Origin of the sequence: Thermotoga sp. Cell2, assembly GCF_000789375.1 — a bacterium.
In the GTDB taxonomy this organism is placed as follows: domain Bacteria; phylum Thermotogota; class Thermotogae; order Thermotogales; family Thermotogaceae; genus Thermotoga; species Thermotoga petrophila.
Window position 1 is genome coordinate 183,241 of record NZ_CP003409.1, and the last position, 18,676, is coordinate 201,916.

The following is an 18,676-nucleotide window of genomic DNA, read 5'->3' on the forward strand; positions in this document are numbered from 1 at the left end:
CGTGAAGTGTTTCTTTGAGAGTGAAGAATTCGAGAAAGCTGTTGAAAAAATAGATCGACTCTACGAAAAGGTTGATTCAATGGAGGAGGCAGAAATAGCTTTCTTGAAAGAAAAAAAGCCTTTTCAGGGAGTAGCCGTGGTAAAAGAAGAAACGTACACCGTTTACAAAGCTGGAAAGAAACTTGTAGAATTCGAAGATCCGGAAAAAGCCACATCGATGGCGTATGCTCTCGCAGGAGAGAAGCTGCTCTCTGGAAGCTGGGTGAGAAGGATGGTCAGCGGTCTTCTTCAGGCGATGATTGTTCTCATGGAGATAGAAGACGAAAACGGCTGGAGTCACTCTCAGAGAGTTGCAAGACTCGCAGAACGTGTGGGAAAGAAACTGGGCTTATCGGAAGAGAAACTCTCTCTGTTGAGAGAATACGCCATGTTACACGATGTGGGAAAGATCGGAATAGAGCAACTCATGCTTTACACTCCAACCCGGATTAGAATTTTCGAGCAATATCCCCAAGATCACACCATCATGGGGTCTGTTTTTCTCGCGTCTTTAGAGGTTTTGTGGGATGTCGTTCCGATCGTGAGACACCACCACGAAAACTGGGACGGCACGGGATATCCCGATGGGCTCAAAGGTGAAGAGATCCCACTTGAAGCGCGAATAATAAGCGTGTGTGATTACTACGACGTTCTCACCAATTTTGTTTCGTCGGAATGGGAAGGGAGAACCAAAACACACGAAGAGGCACTGGAAATCATAAAGAAAGAGGCTGGGAAAAAATTCGATCCAAAAGTGGTTGAAGCTTTTCTTGAAATCTTCTCAGACGAGGCTGTCGAGTAAGACACCAACGAGGAGTTCTGGTGCTCTGAGACTCGCTTTGAGGATGTTGAGGGCGAGTTTCAATCTTTCCAGATCTTCTTTGAGTCTTTCTCTTTCGAGCGGATCTGTTTCTGTTTTCAGTCGTCTTTCAAGCTCGAGTATTTTTCTTTCGATCTCCTGCTGTTTGTTTTGAAGTTCCGATCCGAGGGAGTGAGTTCTTTCGCTGCTTTTAGTTCCTGGTGTATAGATGAAAACCTGGGTTCTTCCCGCAACGGCCGCAAGGAATGAACCTCTCTTTCTGAGATCGAGTGCTATGTTGCTGTAGATGATCGTCCCGCCCTCTCTGAGGGCTTCTTTTTTGAAGTAGATCAAGTTGGATATTTCCTGAGAAAGGACTCTTATTATACTGCGGCTCGCGGGTGCGGAATGTGGAATACCGGGTTCTCCAGGATCGAGTTTGTATCCAAGAACGGGGTTTGAGATCATGAATCTCCCCCCTGAATTTTCCCGAGGACATTCGTGATAGATGCCTTCACTTCGACGTTCTTCCCTGAGAAATCCATTATGATCTTCGGAAGCTCTGCTTTCCTGTGGAAGCCGTGCTTCTTTCTGAGGCCGATCTTTTCGAGAACGGGTCTCCAGCTACCACAGTTCACGTACAGCTTTTTACCCTGAGTCGTTGGAACTATTCGGTAAGTGAAGTGATGAACATGCCCCATCACAAGTATATCAACTTCTTCTACTTCATGTAAATCTCCGGGGTAACCCGTCATGAACTCCTTCCAGCGAAGGTTTCCCTTCAATATGGATATCGCCCATCTCTGAAGATAGTCAACTCTTCTCAATTTTCTGAGTGTGTATATGCTCCTTACGAGTACTTTACCCAGCTCCACACCGCCGAACCTGTTCACAAACACCCTGGAAAGCCAGTGCGTTCTCGGAAAATTGTTTCTCATCCATTTCCTGGCTTCTTTCGTTTTCAACATACTGAGGAAACTTTTCAGCCACAGTTCAACCAGATCAACGCTGAGATCGTAGATTTCCGTCACGTAGTCGAACCAGTGAAAGACGTCGAGCAGAGGCCTCACGTTGTCGTAATCTCGAATGACATCCTCAGGAGCGAAGTTAACCACCTGACTGTCGAAATTTATCATCATGTATCTGGCTATGTAGTCTCCAAGAGGCGGTATTACCTTTTTGGTTTTCCTGTCCACGGTGAAGCGGTTTATAACATCGAACTGGTTTCCATGGAGCACAAGGAGTTTGCTGTGAGGATCGTAGTAGTACGGAAGTATCTCGAACTTTTCAAAGCGATTCTTCAAGGCATTCTGAAGTTTTTTGTTTTTGAGAATATGGTAATCGTGGTTTCCCACCACGTAATATACTCTGTGTCGTCTGGAAAACTTCTTGAGAGTCTCAAAGACTTCGGAGTGTTTTTTCTCGATTTCGTCGATCACCGTCTCATCGAGTGTTTCTACAACCTCCTCGAAAGAGACAAGCCCAATTTCTTTCACCGTGCGACTTTCGAGTATTTCAAATCCATCACCAACGACGAAGAGTTCAACATCTTCAGTTTGAGACATGTCTTCGATGAAATTCACAAGCTCCTTATCGAAAAAAAGTCGTCTTTCGCAGAACCGTCTCCTATGTGAAGATCGCTGATGAACACCCTCTTTATTTTTTATCACCCCATTGTTCGAAAAACTTTCCGATTCTCATAACCAAAGCGGTTGCTTGAAGTTCTGCTTTCTCGCCTTTTGGTACGATGAACGTTTCAAAGGGGGAAACCTGCCTGTTGTCCAGTACACCGTTTTCTAGAATCACAATCGCGCAGAATCCCTCTAATTTTCCTCTTTCCAGTTTTTCTATCCTGAAGTACTCACATTCGAAGTTTTCAAAGTTCTCCACTATCAAGTCTTCGACTTTCCTTTCTTTCATCACTTTGAAAGCCTTTTCTATGTGGAGCTCTCTGCCACGTCCCCAATCGTAAACCCTGTAGGTGAGGTCGGACGCCTGCTGAACCTCCACGAGAAGACCACCAGGCCCGAGGGCGTGGACCGTTCCAGCGGGTAGAAAAACAAAAGTTCCAGGTTCTATTTCCACCTTTTTCAACGCTTCATCCCAGCTGTTGTCTTCAAGTGCTCTCTTGATCTTTTCTGGATCTTCCCCTATGGCGATCTGACCTTTTTCTACGAAGTACCACGCTTCGGTCTTGCCCCACGGTTCGTTTTCCAGCTCCTGGGCCTCATCGTCGTTGGGATGAACCTGAACGGAAAGCCAATCCTCGGCAGAAATGAGTTTCACAAGGAGTGGAAAACGCGGCAACTTCTTTCCAATGAGCTTCTCCATATCTTCGTTGAGATCGAGACCACCTTCCGCCTCTGTAATGAAGAGTGGATGTCCGGATAAAAGCCATACTTCTCCTATTTTCTCGTTTGAACCGAACATCTCACCAAGGCGATAACTGCCCCATATCTGCTTTCTCAGTTTTGGAAAGACTTTTATCGTCACGCTGAATACCCTCCTACTCGTATTTCACCGTCTCTGTAGTAGAAAACCGCTTTTGTGAGTTCTTTTTCCACACGAAACACTCTCTCGAACATGACGATTTCAACACCGGGATAAACAACCTCTTTCACAACAACGGAGGCATTTTTTGCCATTTCTTCGGCTATTTCTTTGAGCTTTTTCAGTTCTCCCTCGTTTTTCTGAATGGAATCTCTGAGATTTATCAAAGTGTTGTTCACTTTGTTCAGAAGCGCTTCTTTGTCAGGTGGAAATTTGTCTTTCAATATTCCCTGAAGCTTTCTGAGCTCAACGAGCAGTTTCGTCAATTTTTGAACGTTTTCTCTATCAAGGGAGATCTGGGCAGAGAGGAGTTTTATTTTCTCGTTGATCTCAGGGTCGACTCCAACTTCTATCCTTGTCTTAACACCTATGGGAGAACCCAAAAAACAGGTTTCCACCTTCACCCGAGCTATGGTTATACCACCTCTTATACTTCCTCCTTTACCGGAAACAACGACATTGATGGCCTTAACTGTGGAGTTCTCTATGTTCTTTTCCACCTGAACTTCTTCGGCTTCCACTTCTGCGTTCTCTACAAAAACGGCTTTGACGGTTTTCTTCGCCTTTACGAACGCCTTCCCTCTTCCCTTTATTCCTCCAGCTGTGATACTTCCATTGAAGGAAATCACCGTTGCCGCTTCTATTACACCTTTCACTGTGATGTCTTCCTGAGCCTTTACGACGAAATCTGGTTTCACATCACCTTTCACAACCACCTTGCCGGGAAAATCTATATTCCCGGTGGAATAGTCCACGTTGTCAACTTCCAGAGTGTCATACACGTGTATCGTACCGTTTGTTTCTATGACCAGAATCCCGCTCTTCGTTGCGATAATCTCGTTATCCTTCATCGTCACGTTGTATCCCAAATGATACTCCGGCACTCTTCCAGGTCTTGGTTTCACGGGGTTTCCAAAAACATCTATTCCTTCCTTTCCAGGAGTCGGTGGTATAATGCGGGCAATTGTTTCTCCTTTCCGCACGATCATTCTCTGCTTGGCAGGAATTTCTCTCAGATCTATCTTTTCTCCTTCTTGAGAAGTAAATTCTATCCTCTTCAAAAGTTCAACTCTTCCATCATCTCCATCTACCGGTGGAGTGCCCTCCGCTACGAGAACAGGTGTGTTGTACACAGGTGATCTTGCCAGGTCCTCTATGATTTCTTCCTTTATACCGTGATTTATTCCGGCGGAGCGTAGTGCATTCAAAAGCTCTTCCTTTGTGAGAGGAAGTTCGCTGGATCCCTCTTTTCGCAGAGTCACATAAGCCTGCATTCTGTCTTCAGAAACTGTGATCTCCACCTTCACCCCTATCCCTCCGAATCACCAGGGATTCTCTTCCAGGAACTTTTTCATTGTTTCAATGGCCCTTTCGGCGAGTTTTTTTCTCTTTTCGAACTTATCCTTCACACGGACCTTCAGCGGAGGAAGGAGTCCAAAGTTTGCGTACATCGGCTTCAGATCTCCTTCGACCTTCTCTATTATATAACTGAAGAGCGCTCCCATCATGGTCTCCTCGGGAAGTTTTAACGGAGAGAGTCCCTTCAGGATACGATGAACATTGTAGGCCACGTAGATTCCCGACGCGGCAGATTCCATGTATCCCTCCACACCTGTGATCTGACCAGCGAAGAAGATGTTAGGGTGCTTTTTCAGACGGAAAAAGATATCGAGCAATTTTGGAGAGTTTATGTAAACATTCCTGTGCATAACTCCATACCTTACGATCTCGGCGTTTCTGAGACAGGGGATCTTTCTCAGAACTCTCTTCTGTTCACTCCATTTCAGCCTGGTCTGAAATCCAACGAGACTGTAAAATCTGCCCTCTTTGTCCTCCCTTCTAAGCTGAATGACAGCGTAGGGCTCTTTACCCGTTCTTGGGTCCACCAGACCTGTTGGTCTCAAAGGACCGTATCTCAGCGCGTCTTTCCCACTTCTGGCTATTTCTTCTATGGGCTGGCAGCGCTCGAAGAGGAGCTTCCGATCGAAATCCTCCATTTCTATCACTTCAGCTTCGACAAGCGCCTTCCAGAATTCCTCATACTCTTCCTTGGTGAGAGGACAGTTTATGTAATCCTTTCCCTTCCCAAATCGGTCTCCCCAGAAAGCGCGCTCCATGTCTATAGACTCGAAGGTCACGATCGAAGAGACGGCATCGAAGAAGAAAAGAAAATCGTCACCGAGAAGGTTTCTCAAAAAAGAGAATAAACCATTCGATGTGGCTGGCCCCGTCGCTACAACCCATATTCCTTCTTCTGGATCGAACTCGGTTACTTCCTCTCTGATGATCTCCACACTCTCAAGCCTTTCTATGGCCTCTGTCACTTCCTTCGCGAAGATGTTACGGTCCACCGCGAGGGCCTTTCCAGATGGAACACGTGCTTTCTCCGCGGCTTCGAGTGTTATGGAACCCATCAGCCTCATCTCAGCTTTCAGGAGTCCTTCGGCGTTTGTTATGTCTTCCGATTTGAGAGAGTTGCTGCAAACAAGTTCCGCGAAATATCCTGTTTTGTGCACTTCCGTCATCTTCTTCGGTCTCATTTCAAAAAGACGAACCCTTATTCCCCTTTTTCCAAGGTTGTAAGTCACCTCTGAACCCGCGAGCCCTGCTCCGATGACATTCACGATCATTCTTTCACCTCAATTTTTTCTTGACAACGGTGAGGTTTCCATTTCTAAGAGGGCGAACCCTGAATTCGTCGGTGACGCGAGAAATTATGTAGAGGCCATACCCACCCTCTCGCGGATTCTCCAAATCGGGCGGTGTAGGCTTCAATCTGGCGGGATCTACGGGAGGACCGAAGTCTCTCACCAACACGTGAAAGACCTCGTCTTTTAACGTGTAACTCACGATGATTCGCTTCGTTTCATCGTTCTTGTAAGTGTGTTTGATCACGTTCGCGAGGATCTCTCCCAAAACTATCTCCATGTCAACGATCAAACTTTCTGATGATTCATGTATTTGAAGAAAATCGCGCAAGACAGAACGAGCAATCTTTATATGAGACTTTTTAGAGAAAAGCACAACATTCACGGTGTCGATCAATTCAAGCCCCCTTTAAAATCAAAAACGCTTCAACGGGTACTCTTGGTGACAGAAGGGTTTTCTTCTCGAACTTCAGAATCTCTCTGAAAACGACTTCCACACTCTTTTCAGTCAATTCTGCCATCTTCTGGATATCACCCGTTCTCAGGAAAGTCTTCACCAATTCAGGAATTTGTATGTTCAAAGAAAAGTTGTACGCGGGCAGTTTTTCGTAGAAAGAAAAAGGTTCGTTCACATATCTGTCCATCAACAGAGCTTTTCTCACAGCCTCTTTAATATCCTTCTCTGGATCGGAAAAAGAGACCTTTCCTTCGTTGATCTGCAGCGATATTCCAGCAGGTGCAATACCCACGTCTATTTCTCCGGCGTTGTAAATCACGTCCGCAAAACTTGAGAGTTTCTCCCTCAGAGAAAGTCTGGTTTCGAAGTTCTTCGATCGAACGATGAAGACCCTCTTTCCAGGTCGCCAATCGTTGAACAGAAAATCTACGAGGTTTTCCACTTCTTCGCTGTACAGCCTCATTCGAAGAAGCTCGTGATTCAAAAGTTCGACGAGAAAGTCGCGCCCTTGTGTTTTCTCGTCGGTGAAAATCGCCAACTTTCCGAGGACAGTCTGCGCCGGGAAACAGAAAATTTTTCCCTTCAGCGGAACATTCGACTCGAGAACAGTCCTGGCCATTTCGAAAACTAAGTTCTCCGGTAAACCCAGTCCGTTCCAGAGTATTCTCTTTCCATCACATATAACCACGTTTTCCGGGAATTTCAGCATGTTTCTCCCTTCTTTCCAGAAGGCTGAAAACACAACCACAGTAGTTCTGTCTGTATATCCCGAGCTCCTTTGAGAGTCTCACGCCCTCCTGGTAGGCTCCTCCCTTTCTGAAGTTCTTGAAGAAGAATTTCACCCCGTATTTTTCTTCAATGGTTTTTCCAATATTTTCTATCATCGGAAGATTCTTCCGGGGACTCGCAAGAAGGGTTGTGGAAAAAGACTCGTGACCTCTTTTCATCGCTTCTTGCGCCGTTCTTTCAAGAAGGAAAGCGATGCAACTCTCACATCGCTTGCTGCCTTCACCGAGATCTTTGTAGTCTTTGACCGCTGCGTACCACTTTCTTATCTCTTCTGTTGAATACTCACCGTAGCGAACACTCAGCGAAAAGTGATTAGCAACTTTGTCCACGGCCTCCCTTCTTTTCTCGTACTCTGAAGGAGGCTGGATGTTCGGATTGTAAAAGAAGAACTCGGCATCCCTCACATGGAATATTGTCGTGAGAAGATCCGGCGCACAGCAAACATGAATCAGCACAGTGCCCACCTCAGAAGAGTTTACTGGAATCGAGAAGAATGGTCACCGGTCCATCGTTCACCAGATGAACATGCATGTGGGCTCTGAACTTCCCCGTTTCCACTTTCAAACCCTTTTCCCTGAGAAGTTCCACGAATTTCTCGTAAAGCGCTTCTCCTTTATCTGGAGGTGCAGCTTCTGTGAAAGAAGGCCGCTTCCCTCTTCTGCAATCTCCATAGAGGGTGAACTGTGAAACAACAAGGACTTCACCGTTTATGTCTTTAACGGAGAGATTCATTTTTCCACCTTCGTCCTCGAAGATTCTAAGACCAGAAACCTTATCGGCCAGCCACTCGCAGTCTTCTTCTGTATCGTCCTTTCCCACTCCAACAAAGACGAGAAGACCTTTTCCTATGGCTCCCACCGTTTCTTCCTCGACAACCACCCTTGCTTCGCTGACTCTCTGTACAACTGCCCTCATTGCACCACCCTTTCCGCGTCCAGAACGTACCTGTAAGATCTGAGTCTGTCGAGAAGGCCGGTGAGTTCGACAGTGTTAGATATTTTTATGTGAATTTGTACGACGAGCGGTTCTTCTGACTTCAAAGTTTTCATGGCCACGAATTCCGCACCGAGGTTCGTTATTCGATCTATCAAACTCGGAAGGTTTTTTCCCGAATCGAGGACCACCCTTATGTGCGCATCGAACATCTCTGAGGTTTCAAGGTTCCATTCAGCTGGGAATATCCTGTCCTGTGACATGTTCTTCAGGTTCCTACAATCCCTCCTGTGTATAGTCATGCCTCTTCTGCTCACTACAGCCACTATGGGATCGCCCATGATCGGATGACAGCACTTCGCGATGTGGAACTCTATGCTATCTATCCCATCTACCTTCACAAGATTCTGTATCCTCGTCTTCTTCTTCGTGGATCGCTTTTTCACAACGATCTTTTTTCCCAGAATAGCTTCTATGAGATCCTGTGTAGTGATACTGCCTTCTCCGATTCTCATGAAGAAATCTTTTTCCTGATACGTGTTCAAATACCTTTTGATCCCTTCCGTTTGCATCACTTCTTCAAAGGATTTTCCGAGCTTTCGGCAGATCTTCCTGAGAACTTCCTTTCCTCTTTCTACAAGTTCCGGCGCGAGTTTTTCCTTCAGAAATCTTCTGATTTTTGCTCGTGCGCTGTGGGTCTTGGCGTACTTCAGCCAGTCGACACTGGGACCCAGGGAGTTCTTGTTGACGATTATTTCAACAACATCTCCGTTTTTCAGTTGATAGTCGATGGGAACGATCTTTCCGTTCACTTTCGCTCCACTGTAGTGATGCCCTATCTCTGTGTGTATCGCATACGCGAAATCAATTGGTGTGGAACCTTTGGGAAGGTGCAGAATATCTCCCTTTGGGGTGAAGACAAACACCTCGTCCATCTGAAGTTCTTTCTTGATATCTTCAAACTCGGTGAATCCCTGGGCGAGTTCTTTTCTCCAATCGAGGAGTCTCTCTATCCATTCTTTTGCCGTTTTCAAGTCAGGTTTTTCCTTGTATATCCAGTGAGCGATCAAACCGTACTCCGCTTCCCTGTGCATTTCCTCGTCTCTTATCTGTATCTCAAGAGGTTCGCCGTAACCCGTTATCACAGCTGTGTGGAGCGAGCGGTAACCGTTCGACTTCGGCGCAGCGATGTAATCTTTGAACCTTCCCGGAAGTGGTTTCCAGATGTTGTGAACGATCCCCAGAACTGTGTAACAGGTGGTCACGTCCTTCACTATCACCCTCAGGGCGATCAAATCGTAGATTTCTTCGAATTTTTTCCCTTTTTCCCTCATTTTCCTCCATATGCTGTAATAATGCTTGTACCTTCCCTCCACAATCGCTTTTATCTTGTGCTCTTCCAAAGCACTTGTGAGAAGCGAGATGTATTCATTGGTTCTTTTCTCTCTCTCTTTTCTCTTTTCAGCGACGAGTTCTTTTATCTTGTAATATTCATCCGGATACAGCACTTTGAAAGCCAGATCTTCGAGTTCAGACTTTATCGAGTAGATTCCAAGCTTATGAGCCAGAGGTGCGTAGATCTCGAGGGTTTCGTAAGCCTTGTACCTCTTCTTTTCCTGATCTTGAACGTAGTGAATGGTCCGCATGTTGTGGAGACGATCGGCGAGTTTTACGAATATAACTCTCATATCCTCCGCCATTGCAAGAAACATTTTCTGTATGGTTTCTATCTTTTTTCGAGAGTCATGATCACGACCGATCGGTGCGTTTATGCTGCTGACCTTGGTGACACCATCCACGATCCTGGCCACCTCAGGCCCAAATTCTTTCTTTATTTGATCAAGACTGACATTTTCGCCGTCTTCAACGACATCGTGCAGAAGGGCTGCGACCAGAGTCGTTACATCAACACCCAGACCCGCAAGGATTTTCGTGACTTCGACGGGATGAGTTATGAATGGCTCTCCGGAGAATCTCTTTTGACCTTCATGCACGATTCGAGCAAACTCATAAGCCTTTATGAGGAGTTTCTTCTCCTCTCTTGTGAAGCTCTTTTTTTTGAGACTTTCCAGCTCTCTGATTACCACTTTCGCTTCCGTTTCGATCTCTGTTCGATTGATCACAATTTCACCACCGAATTCACCTTCTGTGGAGAAAATTATAACACGGGAGAGGAGCATAAGCCGGATTCTGTCGTGGGCGGTCATCAATCTGGGGTGTGCGTTACCGCACACCTCAAGCGGCCAACCCGGGGGAATAGGGGGAGCGACCCAACCCCCTGCTTGGCCTTGCTCCAGGTGGGGGTTGCCAAGCCGCCGGGTTGCCCCGACGCTGGTGGGCTCTTACCCCACCGTTCCACCCTTGCCCTCAACGGGCGGTCTTCTTCTCTATGGCCCTGTCCGAGGGTCACCCCTCCCGGGCGTTACCCGGCACCCCGCTCCAGAGTCCGGACTTTCCTCGGGAAGCGCAGGTGTGCGCCCCCGCGACCGCCTGCTCCTCTCCCCGGTTTAATTAGACTCTCTCGGTTTCATCATCGTTCCGGTAAAAAGCGCTACCAGAACGAGTATTCCTCCCAAAAGTTGAAGGAAAGACATACGCTCTCCAAGAAGGAGAAACGAAAGCACAAGAGAAACAAAAGGTTGAGTCATGTAAACGAGCGCAGTCGTGTTGTTTCCCACTTCCTTCTGATACCTCATCTGCCAGAGGATACCGAGGGTCGTAGCGAACACTCCGCTGTAGATCCCCACAGAAATCGCTTCGAGATTCAGGTGCCACCTTTCGCCCAATCCAAAAAGGAAATTAACGGCTCCAACGGTCACGAATTGCCAGAAAAGCATGTTCTTTTCCTCTTCGGATCTGGAAAATCTGGTTATGAGAACCACGTGCAGTGCAAACAGAACCGCGCAGAAAAACTGAAAAAGATCTCCCAGTGTAATTTGCGACACGCCACCTGTGAGCAGATAGAGCCCAAAAACCCTGAAGTGAAAGAGATAAAGTGAATTTTTCTCAATTTCTCCCTTTCAAGAAGAAAAGCAAACAAGGGCACAAGAAACACAAAGCTCGAAACGATGAAACCGCTTTTTACAGCACTTGTGAATTTCAATCCCCAGAGCTGAAATATGTACGCTCCACAGAGAACAAGCCCCAGTAGGAAACTCTTCACAAACCTGCCGGGTCCGAACACGAAAAGCGAAAGTAAGGCCGCACTTCCAAACCTCACAGTGTTGTAAACGAAGGGAGAAACGCCTCCCAGAACGAGTTTCTGAAGCGGAAAAGTCGAACCCTGAAGAACCGCCGTTAGAACGAGAAACGCAAGGGCTTTATTTTCCCGCCACATCCAGAACCTCCACCAGAACACTCGGTGCTATCGTGTGTTGAGACACCTTCACATCGTTTCCAACGAGAACTATCTTTCTCAGAAGATCGAGGAAGTTACCCGATACGGTGATGTCTTCCACACCGTGTACGATCTCTCCGTTTTCCACCCAGTATCCCTTCGCAAACAGCGAAAATTCCCCAGATATAGAATTCGCCCCCGCGTGCATTCCTTCAACTTCCGTGATAACGACTCCTCTGCTCATCTCCTTCAAAAGTTCTTCAAAAGATTTCTCACCCGGCATCAGCATGAGATTGACCGGACGTATTCCTCCTATGAATCCATTCCCCGTTGGTTTCACTCCTTCTTTTCTGGCCGTCTTCAGATTGTGAAGGAACGTTTTCAGCACACCGTTCTCCAGCACAAATTTCTCGGTTGTGGGAACTCCTTCATCGTCGAAGGGAGTGCTGGAAAGTCCCTTGGGATGGTAAGGCAGATCCTTTATCGAAACAGCGGGGTTTCCCACCTGCTCTCCAAGCTTTCCCTTCAGCGGAGAAAGATTTTTCTGCACATTTTCAGCCGATATCATGGGTATGAACATCTCCATGAGATCGAGCAGAGCTGTGTTTCTCATCAACACAGGATACTTCCCGGATGGTATCGTTTTTGAACCGATGAGAGAAATTGCCTCTTCCGCAGCTCTTTTCCCTATTTCCTCGGGGTCCAGCTCTTCCGGTACCCTCGCCAGTTCATACCAAGAACCAGATCGCGGATTGGTGTCTCTAGCGATCGCCATGGCGAAAAGGAAACCGCCGTCCATCTGACTCTCAACGTTCAAGCCCAGTGTGTTGGTGATGATCTTCTTTATTACCATGTCCCTGTACATGACTGTTGGTACCATGGCGACGCGTTCGTCTTTCGCAGCGCTCTCGTGAGCCTTTTTGGCCATACCCATTTTCTCTTTGACAGAGAGCTTTTCGAATCTCCCAACGTACGTTTCCATTTCTCTGTACTCTTCCCCACCCTCGAAGAAGTATTCTTTCTCTTCACTGTCCTTGATCTGCAAATTGCTCAGTGCCTCTTCGAAACACTTTTCTGGATCTTCCAGAACCTGTGTTCTGAACGCTCCTGTTTTTCCATCTTTCAGCACTTTTATTTCCACGTTGAATTTTCCCGCGTCCGTGTACTGATCGAGGTCACCGTTTGCGAGACGAAGGGAAAATTCTTTAGTCTCCAGAAAACTTATCTGAACTTCCACTCCATTTTTCTTTGCAAGAACGAACAATCTATCTTTGAATTCTTCGAAGGTCATTTGTTTCGCCCCCCTACTACGATCTCCTTAACTCTTATCGTGGGCTGGCCCACATCTGCCGGAACGGATCCAGAGAACGAACCGCACATACCCTGGTCTCTCGCCAAATCGTTTCCCACCATGTCGATCTTCTGAATGATCTCGTGTCCCTTACCTATCAGTGTGGCGCCCCTCACCGGTTTCGTGATCCTTCCTTTTTCTATGAGATACGCTTCAGAAACCGCGAAGTTGAACTCTCCAGTGGCCGGATTAACCGATCCACCTCCCATGGTCTTCGCGTAGAGACCGTACTCGGTAGCCGCGATGATTTCTTCCGGGTGGTAATCTCCAGGGAGTATGAAGGTGTTGCTCATCCTCGAAGTGGGTGGGAAGGTGTAGTCCTGTCTTCTGCCGCTTCCTGTGCTCTTCATCCCCATTCTTCTCGCACCGAGCTTGTCCACAAGGTAGCCAACGAGAACCCCCTTGTCTATGAGCAGTGTTCTCTGTGTGGGAGTTCCTTCGTCGTCCACGTTAGCGGAACCCCAGCCGTTCGGAATGGTGGCGTCGTCCACCGCGGAAACACATTCCGCAGCCACTTTCTGCCCGAGCTTTCCCGCAAAAACAGAAGCCCCCTTCGCCACGGACGTTGCCTCAAGACCATGTCCAACCGCCTCGTGGAAAATGACTCCTCCAAAGCCGTTGGCAATCACAACCGTCATTTTTTCAGCTGGAGCGGGTTCTGCCTCGACCATCCTGGCTGCTATTCTCGCTGCCTTCCTTGCCGCTTCCTCCACATCTATTCTGTCGAAGAATTCAAAACCCATTCCTGCCCCAGGACCGTAGAAACCCCTTTCGAGCACTCCGTCCTTTTCCGCCACCGCGTTTATCATCAAGCGAGTTCTCACCCGTCTGTCTTCAGCCCAGGTTCCTTCTGAATTTGCAACCAGAATCTCCTGATCGTAGTCCCAGTACCAGACTACCACCTGCTTTATGAGTTCGGAGTAATTTTTCGCCGCGTAATAGGCTTTTTTCATGACAGACACTTTGTCTGTTTTTTCCACCTGAGCCGGTGGAATGAGTACCACGTGTCTTTCCTTCCTTTTCGTTCTGTTGAAATTGAACGTGAGATCCTCAACTTTCGTTTCCTCGAGTGCTTCTCCCACCTTCTTTGCGACGTTTATCAGATTTTCTCTCGAAAGATCGTTAGTGTAGGCGTAAACGGCTTTTGTACCGAGAAAACCTCTTATTCCCACCCCAACGATCTCACCGCTCGTTGCCTGCTCGATCTTCCCATCCTTCAGCTCGTATCGATTCTCGAATTTTCTCTCAAAGAAAAGCTCAGCGAAATCCCCTCCGTTCTTCAAAACAGCTGAAAGAACGTCTCTGATAACGCTTTCGTTGAGCACCGTGATCCCTCCTTTCTTTTTAACCATTATACTACTTTCCAAGTTCGGGGTGCTAACTATTTCAGCACCTCCAACTGGTGTAGAATAAGATCGATGGGAGGTGATACCATGAGGAAATTTTTGCCAATTCTTTTTCTGCTGATTGCAAGCGCCGTACTGGCTGGTGATTACGTCCTGATCGTTTATTCAGAGCCCCTTTCTCAGGTTTTCGTAAACGGAAACTACGTGGGAACGGTCGATGTGACCGGTCAGATGATACTTACGTTGAATTCTTCCGGGAAATTCACCATAACGGTGAGAAAGAGCTGGTACATTCCTTTTGAAAGCGAAATCATCGTTTCATCTCCAGGAGAATTCGTTATATTCGCGAACTTGAAAGAAGCAGGAGCTCTGAGAGTCTTCTCGAACGTGTACCCCGTTGAGGTCTTCGCTGAAGGCATGTACCTAGGAAAGATCCACAGCGTCAAGGATGTACTCTACGTGCCGGCCGGTACGGTGACGCTCACATTCAAAGCTCCGGGGTACAAGGAAGAAGCGGTGACCGTCCAGGTAAAACCAAGGAGCGAGAACACAATCAACATCTATCTGGAAGAGAAAGCGCTCGCACTCGACTTGAAAGTGGAACCCGAGAGATTCTCACCGAACGGTGACTGGTACAACGATAAAACTACATTCTATATCTACCTCTCCAAACCCGCGGACCTGAGTGTGGAAGTTCTGAACGACAGAGGAGAAACCATCTGGTTCAGACAGCTGAAAGGCTCCGAGGGAACGAACAAGGTGATCTGGGACGGAAAAGACGCATCAGACGGAAGATACAGGGTGAGAGTAACTGCCTCAACCGACGATGAGATGCAGTCTGTAGAAAAAGAAGTGATCGTGGACAGGAGCGAGTACACCTACTTCAAAGAACTGTTCATCGGTTCGGTCCTCGCCCTGGTGGTTCTCCTGATTCTCGTTCATTAACCTCTGAGTACTACAAAGTAAATGTACACAGAATAGATGATGAGGAAAACTGCCCCTTCAAAACGGGAAATTCTCCTTCTGGAGACAGCAAAAACAAGAAGAAGGACCGACGTTAAGAAAAGAAACCAGAGATCCACAGAGTAGTTGACATCCACTGTCAATCTTCCAAAGAACGAACTCACTCCCAGTATGAAGAGGATGTTGAAGATGTTGCTTCCCACGATGTTTCCAACGAGGATATCACTCTCTTTTTTCGCCGTTGAAACGATGCTCACCACGAGTTCCGGCAGAGAAGTCCCAACGGCTATCACAGTCAAACCTATAAACGCTTGAGAAAGACCGAAAGTTTCGGCTATTTTCACCGCGTTCTCTATGGCAAGGTCGCCTCCGAACCAGAGAGCGAGGATTCCACCCACGATCATCAAAAGACTGACTGCAACACTCTTCTGTGGTTTTATCTCTTCCAGTTCCTCTTCCACCACTTCCTTCGCTGAGGTGACTAAGTAATACATGAAGATGACCATGAAAGAAAGGAACACCACCCCATCGTACCAGGAAAGATAATAATTTTTCAGAAACAAACTGATGAAAGAGATAGTCGCAAGGATCATGAACGGAATTTCAGATCTCACAGTGCTTCTTTTCACCGGCACTGCTCGAAGAACGGCAGCGAGCCCGAGGCAGAGTCCAACGTTTGCTATGTTGCTTCCAACCACGTTGGAAATAGCTATACTGGAATATCCCTTAATGGCGGAAACGAGAGAAGAAACAAGTTCGGGAAGGGACGTTCCAAAAGCAACAACAGAAAGTCCCACGATCAACTTGGAGATCCCCAGTGTCAGTGCCAGCGACGACGCCCCCGTGACGAGCCAGTTTGCGCCGATCACCAGAATCGCTATTCCCAGGGCAGTCAGAAGAAAAGCCACAGCCTGATCACTCTCCTATGATCTTGACGAGGACTCTCTTTGGTCTCATACCGTCGAACTCACCGTAGAAAACCTGTTCCCACGGTCCCAGATCCATCTTTCCATCGGTGATGGCTATGACCACTTCTCTTCCCATGATCGTGCGCTTGAGATGAGCGTCCGCGTTGTCTTCTCCGGTGTCGTTGTGCCTGTACTGGGAGTACGGCTTCTCCGGAGCGAGTTTTTCGAGCCACACCTCGAAATCGTGGTGAAGTCCCGGCTCATCGTCGTTTATGAAGACACTCGCGGTTATGTGCATGGCGTTGCAGAGAAGAAGACCTTCTTTTATACCGCTTTCTCTAACACACTCCTCCAGAAGGGGAGTTATGTTGATGAACTCCCTTCTCCTCTTCGTGTGAAACCAGAGTTCTTTTCTGTAGCTCTTCATTCTTCATCCTCCTCCACCAGTACGAAGTCTATCTCGCCCCTGATCTTGTCTGCCCTCATCACTTTTACCTTGAGAACATCTCCCAGCCTGAAGACCCTTCCCTTTCGCTTCCCGATGAGCATGTTCCTTGTTTCGTCGTAGTAATAGTAGTCGTCCAGCGTCGATATGTGAACAAGACCGGAGATGCTCTTTTCAGGAATCTCCACGAACAGCCCAAATTTGGTGATGTTCGTTACCACAACGTCAAAAACCTCCCCTATGTGGCGGGCTATGTATTCTACTTTCTTCATAGCTACAAGGTCCCACTCCGCTTCGTCCGCGACTCTTTCCCTTCGACTGCAGTGTTTCGCGATCTTCGGAAGCACCTTGGAGAATTTTTCGATCTGTTCGGGGGTGAAGTATCCGTTCTGCTCAAGGTAGAGTTTCAAAAGCCTATGAACGACAAGATCGGGATATCTTCTTATGGGTGAAGTGAAATGCGTGTAAGCGTAAGAAGCAAGTCCGAAATGACCGATGTTCACGGCGGAGTACATTGCCCTTTTCATGGATCTGACGAGGAGTCTTTCTACACTGCTTCTCAAAGGATGGTCTTTGACCTTTTCCAGAAGTTTCTGAAGCATTCCCGGGTGGATATTCTGGGGAAAATTCGCTCTTATCCCCATCGCTTCAAGATAGTTCCTCAACTGAAAAATGGTCTCGGGATCGGGTTCCTCGTGTACACGATACATGAATGGAAGTCCGGCGTGATCGAATATTTCAGCCACCGTCTCGTTCGCTCTGATCATGAATTCTTCTATCAACTTCTCTGCAATTCCTCTCTTTCTTGGAACGATATCCACCACCTGACCGTTTTCGTCCAGTATGACCTTCACTTCGTCACTCTCTATATCGAGAATGGCTCCACGCTTTCTCCGTGCTTCTCTCAATATCTCTGCGAGTTCCACCGCGTTGTATATGAGATCTTTGAAAGGTTCGTACTCCTTCATAGAAGAGGGATCTTCCAGGAATTCGTTCACCCTCTCGTAGATCATCCTTTTTTTGCTCTTTATCACACTCGGATAGACATCGTATCTCACGACCCGTCCGTCTCTGTCTATTTCCATCTCCACACTCATGGTGAGTCTGTCTTTCCCCTCAACGAGACTGCAGATACCGTTGGACAGTCTGAAGGGGAGCATTGGAATCACGGTATCGATGAGGTACACACTCGTTCCCCTCTTGAAGGCCTCCTGGTCCAGTGCGGAACCTTCTTTCACGTAATGTGAAACGTCCGCTATGTGAACACCGAGAAGGTAATTTCCGTTCGAAAGCTTTTCCACGGAGATGGCATCGTCGAAGTCCTTTGCGTCCTCACCGTCTATCGTGACGATGACTTTATCTCTCAAATCTTTTCTTCCGACAAGGTCTTTTTTCCTCACTCTGGCAGGAATCGCGTTCGCTTCTCTTATGACCTCTTCTGGAAATTCACCCGGTTCTGGAAGATCGTGCTTCACTATGACACTTGGAAGGTCGATGGAAGGGTCATCGAGATCACCGAGTACTTTCACAACCTTCGCCTCAGGGTTCTTGCCGGGAGAGGGATATTTCAGAATCTCCGCTATCACCTTTTGGTTGGGTTTCGCGCCATCGATGTTCTCGGGTGCCACGTAAAAATCGTACGCAATCTTCGGGTCATCCGGCACAACAAATCCAAAGGTTCCTTTGTGATCAAAAACACCAACTACCCTCGTAAGGCCACGTTCGAGAACCTTTACGACTCGTCCCCTTGGAAGCCCTCTCCAGGTTCCTGCTATTTCAACGACGACTCTGTCCTTGTGCATGGCGTACTTCGTGTCTTCAACAGGAACAGCGATTTCTTCAAACTCGTCTGTTATGACAAAGGCCACGTAACCACTTCGTGTGAATTCGATCGTTCCTACTTTGAGATCTTCGCCGAGTTTTCTGTACCTTCCCCTGCTGTCCCTGAAGATCCTTCCCTCTTTTTCCAGCTTTTTCACAACTTCTCTCACTTTTCTTCTCTCTTCTCTTGTCTTTGCCCGGAATTTCTTGTAGAGTTCTTTCAAAGCCATGGGTTTGTAATCGTCTGAGAGAATGAACCTTTCCACATCTTTCCTACTTATCGGACTCAT

Annotated in this window: 19 protein-coding genes and 1 other RNA gene; 2 read left to right on the forward strand and 18 right to left on the reverse strand. The window is 47.3% G+C overall.

What is annotated here, in order from left to right; translation table 11 throughout:
* The first annotated feature begins 1 nt into the window (after window position 1).
* Window positions 2–841, forward strand: coding sequence for an HD-GYP domain-containing protein (locus CELL2_RS00960; protein WP_038033847.1), 840 nt, complete (start codon window positions 2–4; stop codon window positions 839–841).
* Here the strand turns inward: CELL2_RS00960 and CELL2_RS00965 are convergent.
* The 15 genes from CELL2_RS00965 to CELL2_RS01025 form a co-directional block, all read right to left on the reverse strand.
* Entirely contained in the window at window positions 821–1,306 is a 486-nt protein-coding gene (locus tag CELL2_RS00965; protein ID WP_012310375.1) for a hypothetical protein, read from the reverse strand. The genes CELL2_RS00960 and CELL2_RS00965 overlap by 21 nt on opposite strands.
* Window positions 1,303–2,421, reverse strand: a complete 1,119-nt coding sequence (locus CELL2_RS00970) for a metallophosphoesterase (protein ID WP_241208670.1) — start codon at window positions 2,419–2,421, stop codon at window positions 1,303–1,305. The genes CELL2_RS00965 and CELL2_RS00970 overlap by 4 nt, the downstream gene beginning before the upstream one ends.
* Window positions 2,422–2,494: 73 nt before the next feature.
* Window positions 2,495–3,331 (reverse strand): type I phosphomannose isomerase catalytic subunit, encoded by an 837-nt coding sequence (locus tag CELL2_RS00975; protein ID WP_038033844.1) that lies wholly within the window; start codon window positions 3,329–3,331, stop codon window positions 2,495–2,497.
* Window positions 3,328–4,695: a DUF342 domain-containing protein gene (locus CELL2_RS00980; RefSeq protein WP_038033842.1), complete on the reverse strand. Its 1,368-nt coding sequence runs from the start codon at window positions 4,693–4,695 to the stop codon at window positions 3,328–3,330. The genes CELL2_RS00975 and CELL2_RS00980 overlap by 4 nt, the downstream gene beginning before the upstream one ends.
* 15 nt (window positions 4,696–4,710) lie before the next feature.
* Entirely contained in the window at window positions 4,711–6,018 is a 1,308-nt protein-coding gene (gene trmFO / locus CELL2_RS00985) for a methylenetetrahydrofolate--tRNA-(uracil(54)-C(5))-methyltransferase (FADH(2)-oxidizing) TrmFO (protein ID WP_038033840.1), read from the reverse strand.
* A 4-nt stretch (window positions 6,019–6,022) separates the two neighbouring features.
* Window positions 6,023–6,433 (reverse strand): anti-sigma regulatory factor, encoded by a 411-nt coding sequence (locus CELL2_RS00990; RefSeq protein WP_012310380.1) that lies wholly within the window; start codon window positions 6,431–6,433, stop codon window positions 6,023–6,025.
* 1 nt (window position 6,434) lies between these two features.
* A complete protein-coding gene (locus CELL2_RS00995; RefSeq protein ID WP_038033839.1) occupies window positions 6,435–7,202 on the reverse strand; it encodes a DUF4940 domain-containing protein in 768 nt (255 codons plus the stop codon).
* On the reverse strand, window positions 7,168–7,737 hold the full coding sequence (locus CELL2_RS01000; protein WP_038033836.1) for an epoxyqueuosine reductase QueH: 570 nt from the start codon (window positions 7,735–7,737) through the stop codon (window positions 7,168–7,170). The genes CELL2_RS00995 and CELL2_RS01000 overlap by 35 nt, the downstream gene beginning before the upstream one ends.
* 10 nt (window positions 7,738–7,747) lie before the next feature.
* The gene (dtd, locus tag CELL2_RS01005) at window positions 7,748–8,197 is read right to left on the reverse strand and encodes a D-aminoacyl-tRNA deacylase (RefSeq protein WP_038033835.1); all 450 of its coding nucleotides are present in this window, start codon (window positions 8,195–8,197) and stop codon (window positions 7,748–7,750) included.
* The gene (locus tag CELL2_RS01010) at window positions 8,194–10,338 is read right to left on the reverse strand and encodes a bifunctional (p)ppGpp synthetase/guanosine-3',5'-bis(diphosphate) 3'-pyrophosphohydrolase (protein ID WP_038033908.1); all 2,145 of its coding nucleotides are present in this window, start codon (window positions 10,336–10,338) and stop codon (window positions 8,194–8,196) included. Before CELL2_RS01010 ends, dtd begins: the two co-directional genes overlap by 4 nt.
* A 41-nt stretch (window positions 10,339–10,379) precedes the next feature.
* Window positions 10,380–10,717, reverse strand: an RNA gene (rnpB, locus tag CELL2_RS09075) — RNase P RNA component class A.
* 5 nt (window positions 10,718–10,722) lie between these two features.
* Window positions 10,723–11,160 carry a DMT family transporter gene (locus CELL2_RS09425; protein ID WP_327147106.1) on the reverse strand — a complete coding sequence of 146 codons (438 nt, stop codon included), beginning with the start codon at window positions 11,158–11,160 and terminating at the stop codon, window positions 10,723–10,725.
* Window positions 11,085–11,552, reverse strand: coding sequence for a DMT family transporter (locus CELL2_RS09430; RefSeq protein WP_235231249.1), 468 nt, complete (start codon window positions 11,550–11,552; stop codon window positions 11,085–11,087). Before CELL2_RS09430 ends, CELL2_RS09425 begins: the two co-directional genes overlap by 76 nt.
* On the reverse strand, window positions 11,536–12,843 hold the full coding sequence (locus CELL2_RS01020) for a TldD/PmbA family protein (RefSeq protein WP_038033833.1): 1,308 nt from the start codon (window positions 12,841–12,843) through the stop codon (window positions 11,536–11,538). The genes CELL2_RS09430 and CELL2_RS01020 overlap by 17 nt, the downstream gene beginning before the upstream one ends.
* Entirely contained in the window at window positions 12,840–14,228 is a 1,389-nt protein-coding gene (locus CELL2_RS01025) for a TldD/PmbA family protein (RefSeq protein WP_012310387.1), read from the reverse strand. The genes CELL2_RS01020 and CELL2_RS01025 overlap by 4 nt, the downstream gene beginning before the upstream one ends.
* Before the next feature lie 108 nt (window positions 14,229–14,336).
* On the opposite strand from CELL2_RS01025, the gene CELL2_RS01030 reads away from it, so the two are divergent.
* On the forward strand, window positions 14,337–15,194 hold the full coding sequence (locus tag CELL2_RS01030) for a FlgD immunoglobulin-like domain containing protein (protein WP_038033830.1): 858 nt from the start codon (window positions 14,337–14,339) through the stop codon (window positions 15,192–15,194).
* Here CELL2_RS01030 and CELL2_RS01035 read toward each other — a convergent pair.
* Genes CELL2_RS01035 through rnr form a run of 3 tightly spaced genes read right to left on the reverse strand, consistent with a single transcriptional unit; the run spans window position 15,191 to window position 18,676 of the window.
* The gene (locus CELL2_RS01035) at window positions 15,191–16,120 is read right to left on the reverse strand and encodes a calcium/sodium antiporter (protein WP_038033829.1); all 930 of its coding nucleotides are present in this window, start codon (window positions 16,118–16,120) and stop codon (window positions 15,191–15,193) included. The genes CELL2_RS01030 and CELL2_RS01035 overlap by 4 nt on opposite strands.
* A 7-nt stretch (window positions 16,121–16,127) precedes the next feature.
* On the reverse strand, window positions 16,128–16,547 hold the full coding sequence (locus CELL2_RS01040) for a secondary thiamine-phosphate synthase enzyme YjbQ (protein WP_012310389.1): 420 nt from the start codon (window positions 16,545–16,547) through the stop codon (window positions 16,128–16,130).
* A complete protein-coding gene (rnr, locus tag CELL2_RS01045) occupies window positions 16,544–18,676 on the reverse strand; it encodes a ribonuclease R (protein WP_038033827.1) in 2,133 nt (710 codons plus the stop codon). Before rnr ends, CELL2_RS01040 begins: the two co-directional genes overlap by 4 nt.

Coding starts and splice junctions, on each gene's coding strand:
- CELL2_RS00965 (WP_012310375.1), bottom strand. CDS start 1,306: ATGATCTCAAACCCCGTTCTTGGATACAAACTCGATCCTGGAGAACCC.
- CELL2_RS01020 (WP_038033833.1), bottom strand. CDS start 12,843: ATGACCTTCGAAGAATTCAAAGATAGATTGTTCGTTCTTGCAAAGAAA.
- rnr (WP_038033827.1), bottom strand. CDS start 18,676: ATGAGTCCGATAAGTAGGAAAGATGTGGAAAGGTTCATTCTCTCAGAC.
- CELL2_RS00995 (WP_038033839.1), bottom strand. CDS start 7,202: ATGCTGAAATTCCCGGAAAACGTGGTTATATGTGATGGAAAGAGAATA.
- trmFO (WP_038033840.1), bottom strand. CDS start 6,018: ATGATCGTGAATGTCATCGGAGCAGGGCTCGCGGGTTCAGAGGTGACT.
- CELL2_RS01030 (WP_038033830.1), top strand. CDS start 14,337: ATGAGGAAATTTTTGCCAATTCTTTTTCTGCTGATTGCAAGCGCCGTA.
- dtd (WP_038033835.1), bottom strand. CDS start 8,197: ATGAGGGCAGTTGTACAGAGAGTCAGCGAAGCAAGGGTGGTTGTCGAG.
- CELL2_RS09430 (WP_235231249.1), bottom strand. CDS start 11,552: ATGTGGCGGGAAAATAAAGCCCTTGCGTTTCTCGTTCTAACGGCGGTT.
- CELL2_RS01040 (WP_012310389.1), bottom strand. CDS start 16,547: ATGAAGAGCTACAGAAAAGAACTCTGGTTTCACACGAAGAGGAGAAGG.